We start from the raw sequence: 21,660 nt of genomic DNA on the forward strand, positions 1-21,660 counted from the left end.
GAGGCCATGGTACGGCGCGGGTGCGGGATGTAGTTCGGCCCTGCCCTCCGGTTGCGGACCCCTGCGGAGGCGCCACATTGATCACGTGTGCCTACTCGATGGGGCCGAGCGTACTGCTCGATTCGGTCACGCCTGGCTTCCGGATTCCGGGCCGAATTCCTCGACCCAGGCGATGTGGGATTCGGCATCATGACCCACGGATTGCGCGGCGGCCTCCACGTCGGCCAAACGGACTGCGAGACCATCCAGGTAGACCTCGGTCAGTGTTTGCCCGGCGGTGTCGCTGTCCGGGTCGATGACCCAGCTGTCGTCGAGCGCATCGGGGGTGACCTGCCGCATCTGCGCGTGCAACAGCAACTTGGTCAACTTGTCGAGTGTGTCGAGATCGCGAGCCGTCCGGTCGGCCGGGAAGCCCATTTCACGGAATCGGCGAAGGCTCTCATACTTCGACGCAATCACCGTACGCCAGTCGCTCGGAGTCAATTCGTCGTACGGGTGCGGAAGGTTGCGGGCGCCTGGGAGGTTGAGTCTTTCGGCCAGTACGTCCCGCAGGTTGGTGAGTGTCAACACCGCCTCGGCATTGTCGGCTGGTGTGTTGTACCAGGCGCTCGCTTCGATTCGGGCGAGGTTGTCGATCACGTCCTGGTACCACTCGGCTCGGTTGCGCCTATCGTATGCCGCTTTCGACGTGAGTGTTCGTTCCCGGACCGCCTCGAGCTCCGCACGCGGAGTGTAGTGCTTGCGCCACTCGATCTTTTCGTTCACGACTGTGGCGTAGTGAAGGCTGAATCCCCCTGGCGGTAGTGCGTCCTGGTACGCGTTCCCGTTGTCGATCGGCCGAACGATGAAACCGAGCTGGAGTCGCCAGTTCTTGCTCCCGCGCTCGTGTCTGTCCCAGGGGCGGACGAGCGTATCGCCCCGACCGAGCCGCTGCCCGGTCGGAGTGTGGAAGAAATCTCGCCAAGCGTCTTCGAAATCCCCGAATATATCGCTCGCGTCGAATCCGGGCACATACTCGATCAGCAACACCAGTTCGCTGCCGCCAGGCAAAATTTCATCCGCGCCCAGTACCTCGGCAGCCCGCGAGCCGGCGTCCGCGAGGGTGATGGCCGCCAGCTTCTCGGCGTCACGCTGATCGATATCGCGTACCTTCTTCTCGATGTGACGAAATCCGTTGCGGTAGTGAACAATGCACACCCCCGCGGACATCGTCGCATCTCCGGTATCGCCTTTCAGGTGCTCGCGAGCGATCTCACCCGAGACAAGGGCCTCTGCGTATTTCTCGGCGAACGTCCTTTCGTCGGCCAGGTCCTTACGCCACCAGACGTAGTCGCGGTCGCGGTAGTAGTACGCGGTGCGCTCCGGGTCCGGATGTGCTCCGGATATCGTTTCCACGACGAGGCGTCCCTGGTCGTCGATACGAACGTGCCAGTACTCGATCGACACGCCGTTTTTCGGAGCCTGTCGGCGGAACCCAGGCACCTGCAGGTCCAGCAGCGCACGTTGATCGCGCAGTGGCGATGCGACGATCACTCGGCCGTCCGAGGTGTATCCGATCGCCTCCACGATCTGCCCGTCGTCATCGATGAACGGGCTCACTCCGGCAGCTGCGAACAGCTCCGGTACGGCCATGATCGCGAGCGCTGTGCGAACCTCGTCCAGGTATGTTTTCGCGGCTTCGAGATGCCGCGGCAGCGAGCGGACGCGCTCATCCAGTTCGGAAATCGCGTCTTGATGGTCGAGCAGCTCGGTCAACGCGTCGTCGGCTACGAGCCGGCGTAGAACCGATTCGAATCGCCGGCGCTGTCGAATCCGCAGCGCTCGGACCGTGCGCGCGATTGCCTCGGGGTCGCGCTGCCGCAGCTTCGTCTCATCCAGGCCGAGCGCCTGCGCCGGTTGCAGCGCATAGGTGACCACGTCCTCGGCGTCCGCCTCAGCAGCACGAAGCGCACGACCGAGAGCGGGGGAAAGCTCTGTGGGGTCCGGAGTCGAGTCGTCACTGCCGAAGCGGTGCCACACACTCGGGACGTCACCTCGACGTCCCCGTCTGTTCCCCCGATCGACGCCCGGATCGACGAATTCGATCTCGCTCCGACCATCGAGTACTCCATCGAGCGAAGGCGGCCTGGCGCCACGGCCGCGACGTTGCGCCGGGGGCATCAGTAGCGGATCAGGTTGCGGCACGACCGGATCCCATGGCATGCCGTCGTCCGGGCGGTGGTGATAAGCGTTCGGATCGGGGGCTCGTCTCCGGTTCTTTTTCCGCGGCAGGTCGAGCGCCTCTTGGGGGGACAGTGGGTTTCCCGAAGAGGCGGGTGCTGCAGCGGGTCGATCACGGCGCCACGGTGTTGTTGCGATCGGCTCGGACTTCTCCGCAGCAGGTGCGGAGGTTTGCTGGAGTGTGCGTTCGGCGTCGTCAGGTCTGCCGAGGAGTTTGACGGGGTGTGTCCGGTGCCGGAGGGTCCGAATCGGGTGGAAGGCCGGTACGAGGTTGCCGCCACGGCTGGTCCACATCGGTTGGAGCAGGCGGCCCCGGCCCGTGCCGACAGGTACGGGCCGTCCGTCCGTGCTGGTCCAGAAGGCGGCGAAAGCGTTGCCGAACTCGTCGTAGGACGCCGTCCATGCGTTCTCACCGTTCTCGTCGCCGCTGATATTCCGCACATGCATCTCGTCCGGGTCCTCGACGAGGGTGTCGAATACGAGAATTTCGGTACCGGTTTCACCTTCGACTGCGACTACGTAGTGGATGTGACCATCGATGACCACGGCCGCGCTGTCGATGTCGTTGTCCGGATTGCGGATGATTTCGGCGGCCTCGTGGACGGGACTCTTGCCGCCGGTGTCGAACGGGCGGAGTTGGTTGCCCAGGCTCTCCTCGGTGATCCGCCAGTTGTCGCCGGCGTTCCAGCGCCGATCGGTGTCGTCGGGCTCCGATCCGAGGTCGTAGCCGAGTGCGCGGTGGATGCGGGCGACCTGAATGGCGCAGTTCCGGATGACCTCGGGGTCGGGCGCGGCCACCGGCTCGGGGGCGCGGCGTTCGGCAATATTCCGGACGACGAAGCCCGATGCGAGAGCGGTGAGCGCTCCGGCGGATATCCACTGGGCCGGGCCCATACCCAAGTTCAGAAGGCCCGCGCCGACGGCCAATCCGCCCAGTGGAGAGGCGAGTCTGCCGACCATGGCCTGCACGGAATTCGCTCGGGCATAGACCTCGCCGGGAGTGTTTTGCAGTTTGTATTTTCCTACGGATACATTGCCCGCGCCGAGGGTAGCCCAGGCCGCGACCCAGAACGGCGCGACCGTCATCACGTCGTCGGAGAGTGCTTCCGCCAGGCCGACTCCCGCCAGACCGGCGATCTTGGCCGTGAGTATCGTGTCGATGTCGAGCTTTTCACGAAGCTTCGTCGGAATGCGGCCACCGAGCAGTGTTCCCAGCGGGATCGCGGTGAGAATCGAAAATTTCTGCCATTCCGGCATCGGCGCATCCAGGATCCCCATCGAGTAATACGTCCACTCCATGCCCAGGGCGAAATTGGTGAGTCCGTGATTGGTGGCGATACGTTGCAGCATGGGTCTTTTGCGAAGTGCTCGAAAGCCCTCGCCGGCCGATTTCATGACCTGGGTACCGAGGTTCTTGCCGGTCGGCATCGGCGTCGTCGCGGTCTTCGGCATACCCCGCATCGTCCCCAGATTCCAGATTGACGACAGTCCGTTGACCACTGGTGCCAGCAGTGGCGCCGTAGTCGCCACCGCCGGACCGAATCCCGTGATGATCCGCGGTAGATACGCTTGCATGTTGTTGTAACGGGCGAGCTCCTCGGCGTTTTCCACGCCGAACATCTCACGGAAGACCTTTGCGGAGGTCTGGTCGTACAGGATCGCCCCGGCCGACATGGCCGCCGTTGCCAGACTCATCGTCAGCGGCATCGCGGGCGCACCGGTTGCGATGGCGGTGGCTTGGGCTGCCGCAGCCGTGAGTGCCAGGGTCTCGCCCGCCACCATGATCGGCCTCGCCGGTTTGTGCTCGGCGAGAATGCCCGCGAAGATCGGACCGCCCAAATACGGAAGGGTACCGACCAGCCCCACCCAGCTCGCGGCTTCCGGTCCGGCGGTGCTGAGCAGGTAGTACGGCATCATCGACTCGGTCAACAGGCTGCCGAGCGCCGACCCGACCTGACCGGAGCTTCGAAGTGCGATATCCGGCCGATTACGAAGCAACCGCCACAGCGACGATTTCTCCGGTTCCGGCGACTCTTCTGCTTCCTCGCCCCGGCCGCGCCCGTGTCCACCACCGTCGACATTGACGACGGGCAGCGCAGCCACCTGCCGCCGTGTGCGTAGCCAGCTGGGTTGGACAGAGCTGCCGCGGTCACCGAACAGGTCGCTGTCCGGATCGGGGATCAGGTGGAAGTCGGGCAGCTGGCGAGCCGGTGTCCCGGCGCGCAGATGTGTGGCGACGGTGCGGATCGCGCGGATTTCGCGCATCTCGAATGCCGGGAGTCCGGTCTGCGCCGCGGCGGCGGCGCGCCCGCGGGGCAGGCCGTGCACGAACCTCAGGGTCAGTGCCTGCCGATAGGCGGCGTTGGTGAGCTGCGCGATGGCGGGCTCGAGGGTTTGCGTCGATGTTCGCTGGACCAGCTCCCGGTCCGCGTCCACGCCGGGGCGAACCTGGGCATCGCCGAGCAGGAGAGCCGAGAGCCGTTGCACCGCACGGTAATAGGTCGCGTAATGATTAGGTCCGTACGCCTCGACCAGCTCTCGCGTCGGCAACTTCCGCAGCAGCCGCCCTTCGACCGCGGCGCGTTGCTCGGGGCCGAGTTGCGCGAGGCAACGGGTGAACGCATCGAGATCCTGTTCCAGCGCCTCGAGCACTACCTCGAACGGCTGGTTGCCCGCCCGCTGTTCGAGCAGCCGAGCGAGGCGGAGGAACGCGCCTCGCTGCGCTGTTCGTACCGCCCCCTCGGTCCGGCCCATGGCTTCCGCAGTGCGTTGGACCGACATCCCCAGTCCGAAACGCAGATCGAGCAGCCGGCGCGGCCCGGGAGCGAGCTCCTCGATCGCCGCCTGCAACCCCTCCCTGTCCTGGTCGAGCGCATTCCGGACGATCGGCGGTAGGTGCTGCACGGTCCGGCTTCGCCGCAGTGCCGCAGTCAATTCCGCGGTCGGCACTCCGTGCTCAGCTGCTGCGGATCCGGCGGGTTCGGTCGTTGCCGTCCGGATCGGGCTGTGATGCTGGGATATGAGCTCTCCGGCGTTGAGGACGAGCCATTGTTCGATATCCCGGTCTCCGATCCGGCCGATATCGCTGATCGCGCGTCGGCACGCCGCCTCGAATATTTCCTGGGCAGCTTCGGCTGACGGCGTATGGTGGCGCACCCAAGGGAATACTTTGTGCGCGAACTGTTCCCGGAGCAAGGCGACTGCTCCTCGGGTGTCGCCCCGTGCCAGGTAGTCATCGATTCGCGGTCGGACCCGGTCCGCCGGGTTCGGGCGCGCTCCTATGGGTGTGGCGGGCGTGGGGCCGCCCTCGGGTGGGCTGGGGTTCGCGTCGGCGGGGGACGCACCGATGACGTTGGCGATGAACGGAACTCGGGCGACCGCCGTCGGCGAATGACGGCGCAGGACGGTCTCGCGCACGGTCCGGGCATATCCCTCGGTTTCCGGATGGTCGCGACTCTGGAGGTAGTGGCCGAAGTCGTAGTCTCCGCTCAGCAACTCGTGCACTGCCGATACGAACCGCCAGTGCGCATCGTCCGTGGGAACGGACCTACCTGTGCGGCGGCGCAGCTGCGAGTGCAGGGCACGGTGGAGTATCTCAGGAGCGGCATCGGGCGGAGCGGCCAGCACGTCCGCGACGACCGACGTGAACCACTGGGCAATACGATTCTCCGGCGAGGATCTCGTGCCCTGGAATCCGTCGCGCAACTGTTCGGCGTGACGCAACTGATACGGCTCGATCCAGTGGTTCAGGAAGCGGTCGTACACGGGGCGGCAGGCGATCAGCGGAAGCAGGCTGTCGCCCGCGTGCCGCGCTCGGTGGTACGCCGGCGACTGTCGGTCCAGGGCGCGGCAGCCCGGGTAGTTCGCCCCGAATACCCCGTCCCGCGGGATCGGATCGAAATACCAGAACTCGGCCGGTGACTGATACTTCCTGGTCAGATCGCGATCGGCCTGGAGGACCGGCCGCGCCGCCACAGTCGGAAGGTATGCGTACTGCGGAAGTTCGTCCAGCGACAGCTCGCGCTCGACGCGGCCGATGGCGCTGGCATGTGCCGCGGTGTCCGGGCCACTCGGCCGGTCCGGCTCGTCTGCCCGCATCGTTTCGAGTTTGTAGATCGCCATCATCTCGCCGGGCGTCCGGGGCCGCAGTTGTGCGAGCAGCAACCCTCTGCCGCTCGTATTGGGAAGGCCGAGAACGGTTTCGGCTTCGAGGGCGGCGGCGGAGAAAGCAGCGAGCGTACTGAGCCGGGGCCCGCGCTCGGCCAGCCAATTCAGTTGCCATTCCCAGTAATCAGGGCTGTCGATCCAGGCGGGGCCATGCGGTTCGCCTGCCGCGATCCGCATCAGATCATCGATGTAGGCGAAGCTCGGGTCCAAACCGAGTAGTTCCGCTGCGAGCCGGTGGGGTTCGGGTACATACAGGGTCGGCCTGCTGCCGATGGGATCTGTCGGCCGCGATCCGATCTCATCCGGCGATCGGACGCTCGGGAGGTCGGGTGATTGCTCGGTGTTACGAGGCTGATCATGTGGCGCGTCGAGAGCGTCTCGATCCTTGTCGACCGTGATCGCGACCGGCTCGGACCACGGAGTACGCGCATGCGGGTTTACCTGTGGTTCAGCTTCCTCGGCAGCTTCTGTCGCCCGGCTACGGTCGAGCGCATAGGCCTCGGGTATGTCCGGTCGGTTGTGGAAGAAGACGCCGCCGTGTTGGAGTGAGGTGAGGCGTTGTCGTCGTCTGGGGGTGGGTTTGTTGTCCATGGCGTCGTCGAGTTGTGCCATGGCGGTGCGGTGTTCGGCGAGGATGGTGTCGGCGATGCGGAGTAGGTGTTGTGTGGCGGCTTCGGGGTCGGTGGGTTGTTGTTCTCGCTCGGCGCGGGCGTGAGCTTTGGCGGCGAGGTCGCGCGCTAGACGAGGATCGCCGAGTTGGGCCATGAGGTGGTGGTAGACCCGGCTGTTCTCGGCCGAGTGCGCCGGTTCGTCCGAAATCTCGGTGGGCCGGGCCGGATTCGCTGCGGCGCGCTCCTCGTCGGTTCCTTTCCTCGCAGCCGCGATTGCTTCGTCATCAACGGGTCCGGCTGAACCTGGACCCGCCGTTGCCTGAGCAGGTTCGGCTCGGGGCGTGCCGGACCATCGGCTGTTCCAGGGGGTGTGCGCAGTTCGGCCTGCTGATTCAGTTGTGTCGGACGACGGCCGCGCCCCGATGGTGGGTTCGGTCGATGTCATGCCGCGTCGTTCGGCCTCGGCCGCGGCCAGCTCGCTGATGTTGCGGTGGACTATCACTTCGCCCTCGGTCGGTGTCAGGACGTCGACCTCGGCAGCCACCACCGATTCTGCCTCGGCCTCGTCCGGCACGAGAGCGCCGTCCTCCTCGCGGATGCCGTACGAACTGAATTGCTCTGCCCACCATGCCCGCAAAGCTCGGACGTCGTCGGAGCCGTAGCTCTCCTCGAAATGCCGACTGACCACCTCGTGGGCGCTCGGCGCGTCGACGGGCAGGAGCCGGCGCAGTGCATGCGCCAATTCGTGGATGGCCAGGCAGAAGTACACCCGCGCGAGATCGACTCGCAGCCGTCCGGCAGCCACCTGCCGTATCGCCTCGGCATGCATTCGAACCGGTGCCGTCATCCACAATTCGTTGAATTCGATGCCGTCGAAGGAAAATTGGCCGAATACACCGGCATCCTCGGGAATGATCTTGATTTCGGACAAGTCTGCGAGAATCGGGAATCGGGCGATCATGTGCCGGATGCCCGCAATGAGCTCACCGGCGGTGGCCGCAGTGATGCCGGGGTTGTCGAGACCGATGATGTCGATGCCGTGGTCGGCTCGTAGCGTTGCGGCCATAGCCGACTTGGCCCGTTGTTCGGCCGGCGTCACAGGGCGGTACTCGGTCGTGAGTTGCGCTCGGTCCCTGTCCTTCAGGGCTTGGCGCTGCGGCGCGACCTCGGTCAGCAGGTCGTGAAGCACCTGCTCTCCGACGGACGTGTCCCGGGGATCGTGCTCCATGGCCGCGAAGGCTCCCGCCAGCGCGGCCGCTGCATCCAATCTGCCTTTCCCGTTGGGCCCGTAGTCGCGGAATTGGCTGTTCGACCAGGCGAATGCCTCACGCGGAGACCACCGTGTCGGCCCTTGATGACTGCTCTCATGGTGGTCGACAAGCGTCAACTTGGCTTCCCGTTGTGCGGACAGCCGAGTCGCGACATTGAGTGCGTAGCCGAACTCACGTCGGACCAGCCCGAGGACCGGCTCCTCGACGGCCCCCACTGCCCGCCCGCTGTCGATCAGCGCGGCCCATCCCGAAGCGAAGAGCTCGCGGTCGGTTGCGACGGCCTCGGATACCGTGATGGACCGCGTGTACGGGTAACTCGTGTCGGTTCCGTCGACGTGGTCGCTCACGGCGAGCGGACGCGTACCCGGGATGGGGCCGAATCCGATCCGCAGCAGTTGGACGTACGGGTATTTCGTCAACAGTTGGTCTATCGCCCGAGCGAGCTCGCGGGTGACTTCCACTGTGATCCCGGGTAAGTCGAATCCGAACATGCGGACCGCGCGTCTGCGCCACAACTCGGCGGCGACCGCGGCGCCGGTCGCGCAGGACTCGAACGGGTCGGCCGCGGTCCGATCGATAGCGCCGGTCGCGACCACCGCATCGCGTGCCGCGCGAGCCAAGCGCCGATGTTGCTCACGCAGTTTTTCCGGGTAGCCGGGATCGTCGAACGGCAGTCGCTGTTCCGCGGTGGCGATGCGCCAATGGCGTTGAAGCCGCCCATTGTGAATTCGGCTACTCAGGTCGTCGACGAAGTCGTCGGTCGAGACATCTGTCCCGGAGTTCACCGCCGCGAGCACGATCGGCACCGCGCTCTCCGCCAGTCGCACATATTCGGACAGCATGTCGTTCGGAAGATCGTGGAAGTCCGTGGTGGCCCGCGAAATTCGGGTGCTGCCGTCGTGTGCTTCGATCCAGGCCGAGTCGGTCGTCGTGTCGAGCACGGCGCCGTATCCAGCGTCTTCAGGTGGTTCAGTGGCCGCAACCGCGTACAGCCGAGCTGCCGATCCGACGACCAGCGCACGCGGAGGGAGTGTGGGAACGTGGCTGCTCGGCTCTTCGGATCGGGACTCGGAAACGTGTTTCCCCTCCTCGTCCACCTGGCCGGGCGCTTCTCCGGCATCGCGCCGCACGGAGTTCGCTGTCGATGTGGTCGCCGCGGCCCGGTCGGCCTCCGGCGGTGCGGGTGGGTCGGATTTCCGGTCGGGGCCTGTGCGCGCGTTGGGTTCGTGGGGGTCGTCCGGGTTTACGGCGGTGACAATTTCGGGAGCGAAGCGGTTGCCCGACAGCTTTCCGATCCAAGATTCACCGGAGGGCGTCGTGCGAGCGCGACCCGGCCACGATCGCCGAGTCCAAGAGGCAAATCCGTCGCCTTGTGGAGGTGTGGACGAAGGAGTCGCCGGTTTCTCGGAATCGTCGGGTGATCCGGTGATTTCGTGGGAGGCGTGCCGGATGACGACCTCACTGTCGGCAGGCCGGCTGAGCGGCGTGAGCACACCGCCGACGCGGCGGTACTTCGCCGTGTAGGCGAAATCCGCTCTCCGATAGCGGGATCGCCATTCGGTGTAGGGCCTGATGCGGTGGCGTCCGCCGTCGATGAGGGTGTCGTAGACAAAGACCTTGCCCTCGATCTTGTTGAGCAGGTAGGCGTGGGCGCGATTGCGGCTGCCGTCCTCCTCTACCGTGCCGACAACGACGACGACAGTATCGAGCTGAGGGTCGGCGACCAAGTCGTCGTATGCCGAGCGCATCGGGTCGTCGAGTGTGTTGTCGGGGTCGGCCCACAGCAGCCCGGCGGCGATGCCGCGTTCCAGGCCCATGGCATTGATCGCGCCGTTCGGATCGACCACGGCGGTGTCCAGCCCGAGCATGAGCAGCATGCGCGTGATCCAGGGGACGCAATCGAGGACTTGAGATGGAAGATCTCCGGTCGCGTTGTGCGAGTCCGGCGGGTGATGGGTCGACGAGTGTGCGTCGTTGTCCTCGAAGTCGGACGCGGGGCGGGTCAGGTCGAACCAGGTGACCTGGCGCCACGGCCCGGCCGGTTCGTCGAGGATGCGCACACCGGCCCGGAGGAACGTCGAACCGTCCGGTGCCGCAACGGATTCCGGAGGCGTAATGGACTTCTCGTCGTCGACGGCAACCACATCGACGCGCACCCGGTCGGCGGTGTTCTCGGCCACCATCGATACCGGGCCGACGAGTGCGCCCAGCATCAGTCGCAGCGCCGAGAGGATCGAGTCCCGGGCGACGGTTGCGGCGCCCGGCGGCCAGTCGCGGATCTGCGAAAGCAACCACTCGCCGGCCTGCGCGAGATCAGTCGCCGATTCCGATGTGCGAGCGGTCGTTCGAAGAGCAATTGTGTTGCCGGGCGTTGCCGCTATCGGCTCCGGGGCCGGCGGTCGCGCACCGGGGCGATCCTCGGTGGGTACGTCCTCGACCCAAGCGCCACCGGATTCCGCCAGCCACGCTCTCAGCCGCGAGTGCACCGCCGCCAGTGCCGCGGCGGTCCGCACTCGGTCGCTGCCGAGGCGCACCGATTCCCAGCGCGCGGTCACGCCCGAATCGGCCGTGATGAATTCAACCGTGAAGGTAGCCGGTTCGCAGCGCGGCACGAGGAGTTCAGCGGTGACCGCGACGCCGTCGACAGAGCGCGTGATTCCGGTGACCTGCACCGCTACCGAGCGTCGGCGGCCCCAGGGCGCACGAGTGACGAAATAGCCGGAAAGCAGCGGCGCCGAGTTCGTACCCAGTGCTTGCAGCACGGCGGCTGCGGCCGGCGGCGTGCCGCTGTCGTTCCACAGCGATTCCGTGCGATTTCCGGCCGCCGGGGCGCACCGGGACAGATCGGCCCCCGCAGTGTGGAGTGCGTCCAGAACCTGTGCCTGTCCGCGGTAGTCGAGGGCGCGGCTCGGCGACATGACCGGCGAGAGGTCGATCGCGGTGATCGCGCCATGGATGCGCCAGTTACCCATCCCGGCGATGTCGCCGAGCGAACCGCCCTGCGCGAGATACGCCTCGAGCACGTCTGCCTGCCAGCCTGCAGCGGTGATGAACTCGCCGGACGTGGTGAGCAGAAAGCCCTGCGAGCCGAGGGTGTCGATCGCTGCACCGTCCGCGCGGACCGGACGGCCGCGCCGGTCGATATGCAGTCGTACCAGGTCGAGATCGACGGCACCGAGCCCGGGGACGTAGCCGGGTAGCGACATCGGGGTGTACTCGGCGCGGCTCGGCGGCGGCGCCTCCTCGCCCGCATCGATGTCGGCGATGATGTTCTCCGGCGGGTTGAACCCTGCGAAATCGACACCTGAGCGGGCCAGCCAGGGCGCGATTCGATCACGGTGAAAAGATTCGATCGCCGAGCCCACGAATTGGTTGTCGGAACTGTCCTCGCGCACGTAATAGGCGATGGTGGCATCGCGCCCATGAAGCAGGTGCAGGGATATTTGCCCGGGCGTCGCGTTCCCGCGCAGCGAACCGACCGCCAGTTCCACGACCAGACCGGTGTCGGTGGCGTGCCAGTCGGTGATGTCGACCCAGTGATCGGTCGAGGCGCCGGAGAACAGAGTGTCGACCGCCGGATCGCCGTCGAAGACGCCGAGTCCCCGGCGCTCGATCAACTGCTCGACAGTGGGTACCCGAGTCTCGGGTATCCACAGATAGCCCGCTGTCCCGTTCCTGACGGTCAGATTCTCGGCTGGAACTCGATGCGACAGTTCGAACATCGCCTGCGCCGCGAACCGCGCACTCAGTGCCGATCGGGACCCGGCGTTCGCAATGAGGCCGCTGCCGAGCTCGACCTCGATCCGGCGGCCGTCCACGACCTGCCAGGCGCCGAACGCGAACGGTACCTGTCGTGGGTCCGGGAACGAACTCCACAACAGCCAATGCTTGGCCGGAGTGGAGCGGATCGTATTGCCGACGAAGAAGAACTGCTCCCAGCCGCCGGAGTTGTATGGGTTACCGTCCTCGTCGCACAACACCCCCTCGGCGTCGAAATGCAGATCGTGATAGCGGATCCGACGCCCTTCTTCAGGGTGGTAGGAGGACTGGTCTTCCATCTCGACCGTCACGTAGGCGGCCCGCCGAGCGGGGCCTCCCGGATCACCGGGCACCGGAGTCGAAGATTCGGACCGGTCTTCCGGGCGGCGCCCGATCGGGGTGTCGCGCTCGGTGTGGACGCGGGAGTCGCCGACGACGTCGGTTGTGTCGACCTCTTGCACCAGGGTGTGTTCGTCCGCGTCGGGGCCGAAGTACGCCGTGATGGCTCCTGAACCGGAATCATTCTCGGCAACAACGACATGCGACTCCGCCAGCCACGGATCGATCAGTTCCGAACGCAGCTGCGCCCAGGCTGCAGCGACCTCGGTGGCAGCGGGTGACGAGGTGGGCTCGATGAAGGCGGCGGTGATGGTGTCGCCGTGCCGGGTGAGAGTCATCGTGAATTCGACTCTGCCGCCGTTCATCGAAGTGACGGGTAAGGCGATCGACAGCTGTGCCGGCGCCGATTCGACCACGGTGGGGTACACCCAGAATCGGGTTGTGGCACAAGCGAAGACCGACTCAGGATGCGCGTAGGGCTCGGTCATGAGCTCCATGGCCGAATGCATCGGCGCGGGTAAGCGGAAGATGCTGCCATGGAATGTGCCACTGAGGTTCATCGCGGTGAGGTCCACTCCGTGCTCGGCGAGCCAGTGGAGCGTCTGCATGACGAATTTCATGCGCTCCTCGAGCGTGTCCGGGAACGCCCGGCTGGTCAGAAGCGCCTCCTGCGGAACACCGTTGACCATTCGGCCCCAGAGCCCGGCCCCGATCGGAGCGTCGGCGGGATCGGCATAGGTGCTGAACAGGATTTCGTGCGGATGGACGAAGTCGTAGGAATCGTCGTCGTCGTCCAATTCCGGGAAGTCGTCTGCCCCGGCGACCCGGAAATCGTCCGGCTCGACGCCGATCAGAAAGAATTCGTAGTCATCGCTGTTGTGCGGCGTCCCGTCCCCGTCGCAAAACAGGCCGTTCCGGATAATCAGCTTCCGTACTCGCGTATTCTCCGCGAGCCTCGGCTGGTACGCATCGGGTGAAACGGGCGTCGCCACAGCGTATTCCGGCCGTGCCGCTTCGCCACGCGGCCCGTTGATGGAATTGCCCGGCAACGGCCGGTCGGGATCGCCGGAGGGGGCGTGCAGCGCCTCCAGCCTCCCCCTTGTCGTGGTGAGATAGGAAACGAAGGTTTCCTTCGGATCCGATTCGATGTATCCGGGTTTCCAGTCCCGGTAGGGACGGATGCCGGGAGAGGGCAGCAGTGAGTCGAAGACGAAGAGTTCTCCCTCGATATCGAGCAGAAGATAGGCGTGATCGGTGCCCTCCTTGCCGACGACCACCACCGCACCGTCAGCAGGATGGTCGGGGTCGTAAACGTTGTCGGCGATGCTGCGCAGCGGATCGGCCGGGCCGAATTCATCGGCTGCGGGCTCGGTAACGATGTCGTGGGCCGGAACGAGCGTGAGCTCCGCATGGATGCCACGTTCGAGCGAGTGCGGGTCGTCGGCATTCAGCGGGAGCTCGGGGGCCTCCTCGAGGCCGACCGCCCTGGTGAGCCGTGAGACATAGGGGACGCACGCCCGGAGCAACGCGGTGATTTTCCGGATCTTGCGCCGCGCGCTGCCGAGGTGGTCTTCCACCGTATGCGGACTGACACCCAACTGCTCGGCGATCTCCCGCTTCGACAGACCTTGTTCGGACAATGCGAGAATGTGACTCTCGCGGTTTGTCAGCCGCGCTCGGCGAGATGCGTCCGGCTGCTCCGTGACCGGAGACGGCGCTCGTCCCGGCCGGGGGTGTGCGGAATGCCCGGCCGGTGAGATGTCATCGAGCAGGCCCGAGCGACGGGCGATCTCGACGATCTCGGCGCGACCTTCGCCGTGGAGTTCGCGGGTCACATCGGCTACCAGGGACTTCAACGAGTCTACCGAAACGCCCAGCTCGGCAGCGATCTCCCGATAAGTCAGGTCCTGTGCGAGCAAACGGACGAGTCTCCGTTGGTACGGCGTCAGACGGAAATCCCTGGTCGGTCGGGCGGATGGTTTGCCCGACCAGTTGTCGAGGATCCGCCAAGGCTGGTGACCGGTGGGTGCCACCGGGAGGGAAACGGTGACGCCATGGCGTTCGGCGAGCAGAATGGCGAGATCCCGTGCGGTTGACCACAGTTCGAGCGGTTCGGTCATCGGATCCGTGGGAATGTCGTGCGGCGCCGTCGAATCGCGCCGCGCCGGCCAGAACCTGGCGAGCCGTAACTGTCGATTGAGGGAGAGTGCGGCGCGCAGCTGGCGCACTTCGTGGGTGGAGACATTCGCCAGTGTCAGTGCGAGTGTGTCGTCTCCGGACATTCCGGCGCCGCGCAGCACGAAATCTGTCAAGTGCCGCAAGAATTCGGCGGCCGGCCGGTGTTCGGCGATCACATTGCGCGCGACGAGATCCACCCGTTCCGTCACCGTCCGGCCACCCGTCTCGGCCCCGCGCGCCGCCCGCGCACACACTTCCGCGACAATCTGCGATCCCGACGCGGCGCCGACAGTTCTGGTAGCCAGGTCGAAAATTCTGTCGGCGAAGTGGTTTCGGAGCGTATCGGCGGTGATGGGCCAGCTGTCTCGGCGGGTGACAGTCGGTCGGCCCCTGACGACGACGAGATAGCCTTCGTCGCGTAGCTGCCGGTACGCGTCTCGGACCGTGTACGCCTGTATCTTTTCGGGGTTCAGTTGCCGCATCAACAGCCGGGCCGAGGGCAAGGCCCGCCCCGCAACCACGTCGCCCGACAGTATCGCGTGACGCAGTTGATGCACGAGCAATCGGCGCCACTCCGGCTGCCCGGCTTCACGGCCGTCGGTGGCCTCCTCGACCATCCGCAGAATATCGACAATCGCCCGAATATCCTCGCCGGAATCCGGCAGCGCGTCCACGAGTTCCGGCATCGTGTACGTGGCAACGATCGCCTCCTCACGGGAGTGCACACCGAGTTTGACGAAGATCCGGTTGCGATAGGTGACCGCGGTTTGCCGGGTCGTGTTCAGCTCGGCCGCGATTTGATCGTCGGTGCGACCGGAGATGATCAGGCCCAGGGTCCGGAGCTCCTGCGTGCTGAGGCGCACAGCGGTGCCGCGAGTGCCTGAGTGGGACTTCCAGTCGTCGGCATTGACATCCAGCCATCCCGCGCGAATGGCGGCGCCCACCATTCCGGCGCGGTCTCCGATGCGGATCCTTTGCCCGAGGGCGCGCAGGCGCTTGTTCACCGCGTCCTTCCCGACGGGCACACCACGTATGGCGGTGAGCGCGTCGGCGACCGCACGGTTCGACAATCCGGTGGCTACCAGGAACAGCATGGTGTGCTCGTCGGGCGACAAGGCCGGTGTCTGCTCGGGTACCGCCGAAAGTTCGGTGATGTCCAGCAAGCCGTGGCGGACCGCCTCCGGCACCACGGATGCGCGCTTCGTGACATTGAGGGCCTGCAAGACCTGTGAGTAGGTCCTGCGCCCCGTGGCCCGCGACCAGCCGGTCTGTTCGATGACTCCGGACCACGACACGCCACGGGCGATCAGCCTGAGAAGCGTCTGCTGTCGTTCTCGCGATGGATCGCTTGCCATAGGGGTCCCGTTCCGGGCCAGTGATCCGGCCAGCCGGCGCAGCGCACCAGCCTCAGCCGTCCGCACTGCCTGGGGCGTCAGCGCCGAGGCCGCCCAACCCCGCGCGTTCAAGGTGTCCGCTACCTCGTTGTGCGCCAGGCCCTGTTGATAGCGCAGTGTCAGGATGCGTCGCTGAATCGGGCTCAGGGCGCGGAAGTGCTCGTCGAACTGCGATGGGATGGCTCGAGAGAACGATTCGGCGAGAGGGTCCGAGTCGTCGGCATCCTCCAGCTCTCGGTACGCGGTGGCGAGGTCGTCGCGCAACCGGCCGCTTTCCGTCACGGTGTACTGCCTGCGGGTGCTCGGCGGCGGCGGATTCGCCGGGTCCTCCGAGGGTCTGCTGCCGACCGGTGAGCGTTCGTCTCGACGTCGGGCGTTCGACCCGTTTCCGGCAGCATCCAATCGCGCCAGCATCTCCGCGTACAGGCCCGGGTCTGCACTCGAGTTGATTTCGTCCTGCGTGGCCTGCGAAACGGGGGGGCGCTGCGGCAGTTTCTCGGCGTCGGGCGCTGCCGCGCTGAGACGGGGGGCGAGGTTGCCGTCGCGGTCGAACTCGATGGTCCGGAACAGACGCTGTTTCGGTCCCAGCTTCTTGATGTATTTCTCTTGCTCGCGGCGCCAGTCGTCGAATCCTTCGGCTTTGTTCAGCAAGGTGCGGCGGTTGCGCAGATCCTTGGGTCCGTGGTCGTTGTCGGTGTTGCCGTCCCGGGACGCCGCCAGGTCGACGACGACCAGATTCGGCTTGTCGACCGAGGTGCTGTCGTTGACCAGCAGCACCATGTGGTCGTCGGCTTCGATGCTGGTGCCCGCGGCGTAGGTGTCTTTCCATTTGTAGACCAGGACGGTGATACCGCCGGGCCGGGATCTCAGCGATTCGGCCACCTCGTCCAACGATCCGGCACGCTGGAGCTCGGCGCCGAATGTGTCGCGCACCGTGTTGCTGTCGTGGCCCCGGAGCTTGAAGTCCGGCATCCGGAAGCGATTGGCCTTGTCGGGGCACAACACTCGCATGCCGGTGACGGCGTTGTTGACACAGTTGTTGGGGCTGAGGCGGTGGATCTCGAACACCGCGTCGAACAACGCGGCGACGGCCAGATACCGGGAGGCGGCGGCAACGATGTCGTCGGTTGTGGCCGCATCGGGGGTGTGGGGCGGCGCTGCGGTCTGGTTGGGGCCTGTATCCGGGGCGTCGGCGTTCTGGGTGTCGGCGTCCTGGTCGGGTGTGCCTGCGCGGGTCCGATCTGTGGGCGAATCGGTGGTGGAACCGGTGCCGGTGTCTGTGACGGTGGTCGATGAGATGGCGCCGGTCAGCTGATCGCCGACTGCTTCGCCGAGGATGTCGCGGGCGATGATCGGGGTAATGCCGGCGGCCGGGTAGCCCAGCGCCGCTGCGAGGGCATCGCGTGCCTGAGTGTGCAGCGGGTCGAGGGTGCGCAGGCCTTCGGCGCCCTCGAGGTCTGCTATCGGGATTCCGAATTCGGCGGCAAGGTCCCGGCGCAACGTCCCTGGTTGGATCAGCGCGTCCGCGGCGCTCTGCCCCTCCCGCGTACTGGCTGCAGCGGGGGCGGTGGACATGACGTGGTGCTGTAGCGCCACGGCTGTGGCGGGCGCGATACCGGCCCGGTCGAGTAGTTCACGAATCGGGTCGGTGGCACCGTCGCGTTCGAGTTCGGCGATCCGGTCGGCGACGGCCGCAGCCGGGATTCCCAGCAGTCCGGCCAGGCGCGCCGCCGGGTCGGAGTCGGGTTGGTCGTAGAGCCCGGTATCGGCTTCGGCGAGCGCCAGGTAGGCGTTGCCGGTCGAGACGGCGTGATGGCGGACGAACTCGGCAGTCGAGTGCCGCAGCGCCCGCTGCTGCAGTTCGGGCACCAGCTCACGGACGGCTTGTCGCGCCGCCACCAGCGCGTCATGGTTCTGGGGAGTGGGGTCGGTCGCGTGCGCGGCCACCGCCTTCTCGTAGACGACAACGGTCTCCCGTACGCCGCGCAGGTGCATGGCATTGCGGATCAGCGCGTCCTGTGCCGACATCACCACCTGCGCGCTGCCGCGCTGCCCGTTCCGTGCGGTGCGGTTCTTGGCCTGTTCGTGGATGTAGGACTGCTCCGGGGCCTCCGTCATCCAGACGTGCATGCCGCCCTTGGCCTTCACCGCCTCCGACACCGAGATGTCGACCCCGCGCTGGCCCTGCCGGTTGATCACCAGGATCTTGCCCTGCTCACCGGCCTCGTCGAACACCTTCTGCAACTGGGCTTCCCAGTCCGCGCCCCAGCCGATGATCCGTTTGGCGTCCACCGCTTCGATCGCATCTCTCGGCACGCCCGCGCGCACCAGCGCCTCGACCTGACGGGCGACCAAATCGTTGCGGTGACAGAGGATCTCCTGAAACCGGCCCTTGCCGTCGGCTCGCATCTCGTTCGCGTATTCTGCGATCGTGCGCAGTTTGGCGTGTGTGCTCTCGACCACATCGTGCTGGCCCTCCACCAGCTGATGGGTCTGCGACCGCCCGACCTCGTGCGCCGGCTCCAGGTTGTAGATCTTCTGCAGCACCGGGTTCAGGTCGGTGAGAGTGCCGGATGCACCTGTCACTTCATCGAAGAAGGATTCGCTTCCGACACGGTAGATTTCGACCGAATCGATACGCTTGGCGGACTCGGCATCCGCGCGCACGACGATCCGATGCTCCTCGGCGCTCTCCCTGCGGCTCTCGGCCGCGCGGATCTCCTTGGCCTCGATGGCCTGCGCGAGGCTCGCCTTACCCGGCTCCGCGCTCCACCGTGATTCGCTCGAGGTCTTCGGGTTGCGTTGCAGCCCATGTTCGGCCTGATCGATGATGACGATCTTGCCCGTGTCCATTTCGTAGTGGACACCCTTACGGACGAGGAACTCTGCGTGGGCCGCGGTCTCCAGCCGGGAGGCCCCCATTCCATCCAGCCAGTCTTGTCCGCCGGGCAGCGCCTCGACCTTCGCCCGCCCCTCGGGGGTCAGCTCGGGTTGACCGTCGTACCAGTACATGACCTCCGGTGTGCCGTCGGCCTGCATGCCGATTTCCTCGGCTATTCGCCTGAGGCCGAAATCGTCGTGCGTCAGCGACCCGTCCGCCAGTGCCTTGGTGAGAAAGTCGTGTGCGCCGAACACCTGCTGGGCCGTGACCTCCGGCGCCGCCTGCTCGGCACCTTCCGACCGGAGGAACTGCCGTTCGCCCCGGTCGATGATGCCGTCCATCTCGTCGATCAGCGCATGGCGCGGTGGCTTGATACCGGCGTTGCACAGATGCCCGACTGTCTCGCCGGTCGCGACCACGATCGCAGGCCGCCCCTTCGTGATCGGCCCGAAACCGTTCTGCTGATCGGCGCGGAACACGTCGATCCCGAATGTGCCCAGCACATTCGGGATGTCGGCGAATTCCTCATCGCCGGTCAACAGCTTCCGATACGTGCTGACTTCGCGATTGGCCAGTCCATCGGTGGTGGTCACGAGCAGAACCGAGCCGTGTTGCACCGCACGTTGGATTGCGCCGGCCATGAATACCAGCGATTTGCCCTCGCCGGGTTTCATTTCCACCGGACGCGATTTCATCGCGTAGACGGCTTCCGCCTGTTCGACCCGCAACACCATTCCGCCGGGCACTTTCTCGCTGATGGTGCCGCGCCGGATGATCTCCATCGTCGCCAGCAACGACTGGTGCTCATCGCCGCTGTGCAGGCCGGCCATCAGCACGTCGTCCGGAAGGTTGGACAGGCGTTGACCTTCCGGAACATGCTCGGCGGAGGCCTGGTGGAAGTCGATCAGCAGATCGACCGCCTTGTCGCGGTCGCTGCGCGGCATACCGGCGGCGTCGGCGAGACTGTCGTGATCGGCCGACGGAACGCTCTGCTCGTCGTGCACCGACGACGAATGTTCTTCCACGGCAGGTGTTTCGGTGCCGTCCGCCTCGGTCCGGCCGGAGCCTTCGGGTCTTTCCTGACCGGACTGCTCGGCAGTCTCCTCTCGCTGCGGGGTCGCATGCTCTTCGCCACTCGACGATCCGGGTTCGCCACGAGCACTGGACGATCCGGGTTCGCCGCGAGCACTGGGCGATCCCGGTTCGCCGCGAGCGCCGGGAGTTCCCGCCTCGCCCGCAGCAGCTGGATGGGGTCGTGCCGATGTTTGCGTACCGGCACCGTCCGCGACCGCCGTGTGTTCTCCGGCCGGGCTCGGCTCGGCTTTCGCGTCCGCGCTGTTTCCTGTTGGCGCGCCGGCCTTTTCGTGAAACTCGCCGACCGGGCGTGGCGGGGCGCTCGTCGGGAGCTTCGGCGGCGGCGAGGTCTCGCCCACCGCCTCGACCGATCGGGGTGCGGTCGCCTTCCCTGCGGCGACCGGCTTCTCGGCCGGTGGCCGCTCGACCGGAGCCGCCGTCTCGGAATGTGTTCCCGACCGCGCCGCGGCGGCGTCGGAAGATGCGGGACGGATGGGTTGCCCGGGCTGTCGACCACCGGCTCCGTCGGCCGCGATCGTTGGGCCCTGCTCGCGTGAGGGTGGTTCCGCGGCCCCGGTCTTTTCCGTGGTTCCGCCACGCTCACCTGCGGTCTTCGTGGTCTCCGCGGTCGAGCCCCAGGCCTTCTGCGCGTCCGCCCACGCCCGTTTCGATTCCGCCGACACCTCGACCGGTCGCCGAGGTGTCGCGGCTTTCCCGTCGTGCCCTGCCGAGATCGCGTCGGGCGGTGTGAATGTCGCGCCGCCGTCGATCGCCGACGGATGGGCTCCGCTGCGGGAATACACGCCCCCGGCGAATGCGCCGTTGAGCAGCGGCGCGAGCACCTGGTCGTAATGCTGCGGCCAACCAGCCACCAGCGACGCCGCACCCAAACCCGATATCGCGCCGGCGGTACCGTGCACCAGGCCCAAGGCCAAGCGACTGCTGCCGATCCGGGGGAACACCATCGGCGCGAACTTGCCGGCGACCATGCCGCCCACCGCTCCACCCGCGCCGGCCAAGGCGGCGACTTCGATCGACTTCAGATCGATTCCGGTCGGATTCGTGCCGTCCGATCCGATGATGTCGGCGGTGCGATCGCCGGTGGCGACCTGCAGCGCCTGCACACCCGCGTCGACGCCTACGGGCAGCGCGGCCGCCTTGCCCAGCATGGTGACGAACTGCAGGGGCCCCATGCTGCTCAGCCGTGCAGCCGCCTCCGCGCCGCCCGTCGCAATTGCCCGCTCCATACTCGTGCGCATCACGGCAGCCTCGGCGCGTCCCTCGGCCAGCACGGTCTCCACGGCCGGTGCTGCCGCAATCTGTCCGGCCGGCCCCGCTGCTGCAGCCCCGGCCATCAATCCGTAGATCTTCCATGCCAAGTGGATTCCGAACGCGAACATCACGCACAGCCACTTCTCCGCGTCATTGGCTGCTTGCTGCGCTTGATCGGCCAGGGTGTTCACGTCATCGCCGAGCCGGGCCGCACCCTTTCGGTACGACCGCAATGCCTCGCGCAATTTGTCGGCCAGCTCTCCGGCTGAATCTTCTTGTGCCAAAAGGTCTTCGATATCGGTCGAATGGTTTTCCAGCTCGCGGGCGCGGGCCCGGAACTCTGCAACCATGCGGCGCATCTCGGAAATGTCGGCGCGCGGGAGCTCTCCGCCGAACACCACCATCTCGATCGGAGTCCGCAGGAATCCGGGCAGACTTTCGAAAGTGTTCCGCAGCTCCACGACCGGGCTGAACAGCGAACCGTCCACCGGCAC

Annotated in this window: 1 protein-coding gene; it reads right to left on the reverse strand. The window is 66.3% G+C overall.

Annotated elements, in window-relative coordinates:
* Positions 1–126: 126 nt before the first annotated feature.
* A complete protein-coding gene (locus NN2_RS15280; RefSeq protein WP_156511341.1) occupies positions 127–21,654 on the reverse strand; it encodes a LuxR C-terminal-related transcriptional regulator in 21,528 nt (7,175 codons plus the stop codon).
* Positions 21,655–21,660: the final 6 nt, after the last annotated feature.

This window comes from Nocardia nova NBRC 15556 (assembly GCF_001613005.1).
Taxonomy (GTDB): Bacteria; Actinomycetota; Actinomycetes; order Mycobacteriales; family Mycobacteriaceae; genus Nocardia; species Nocardia nova.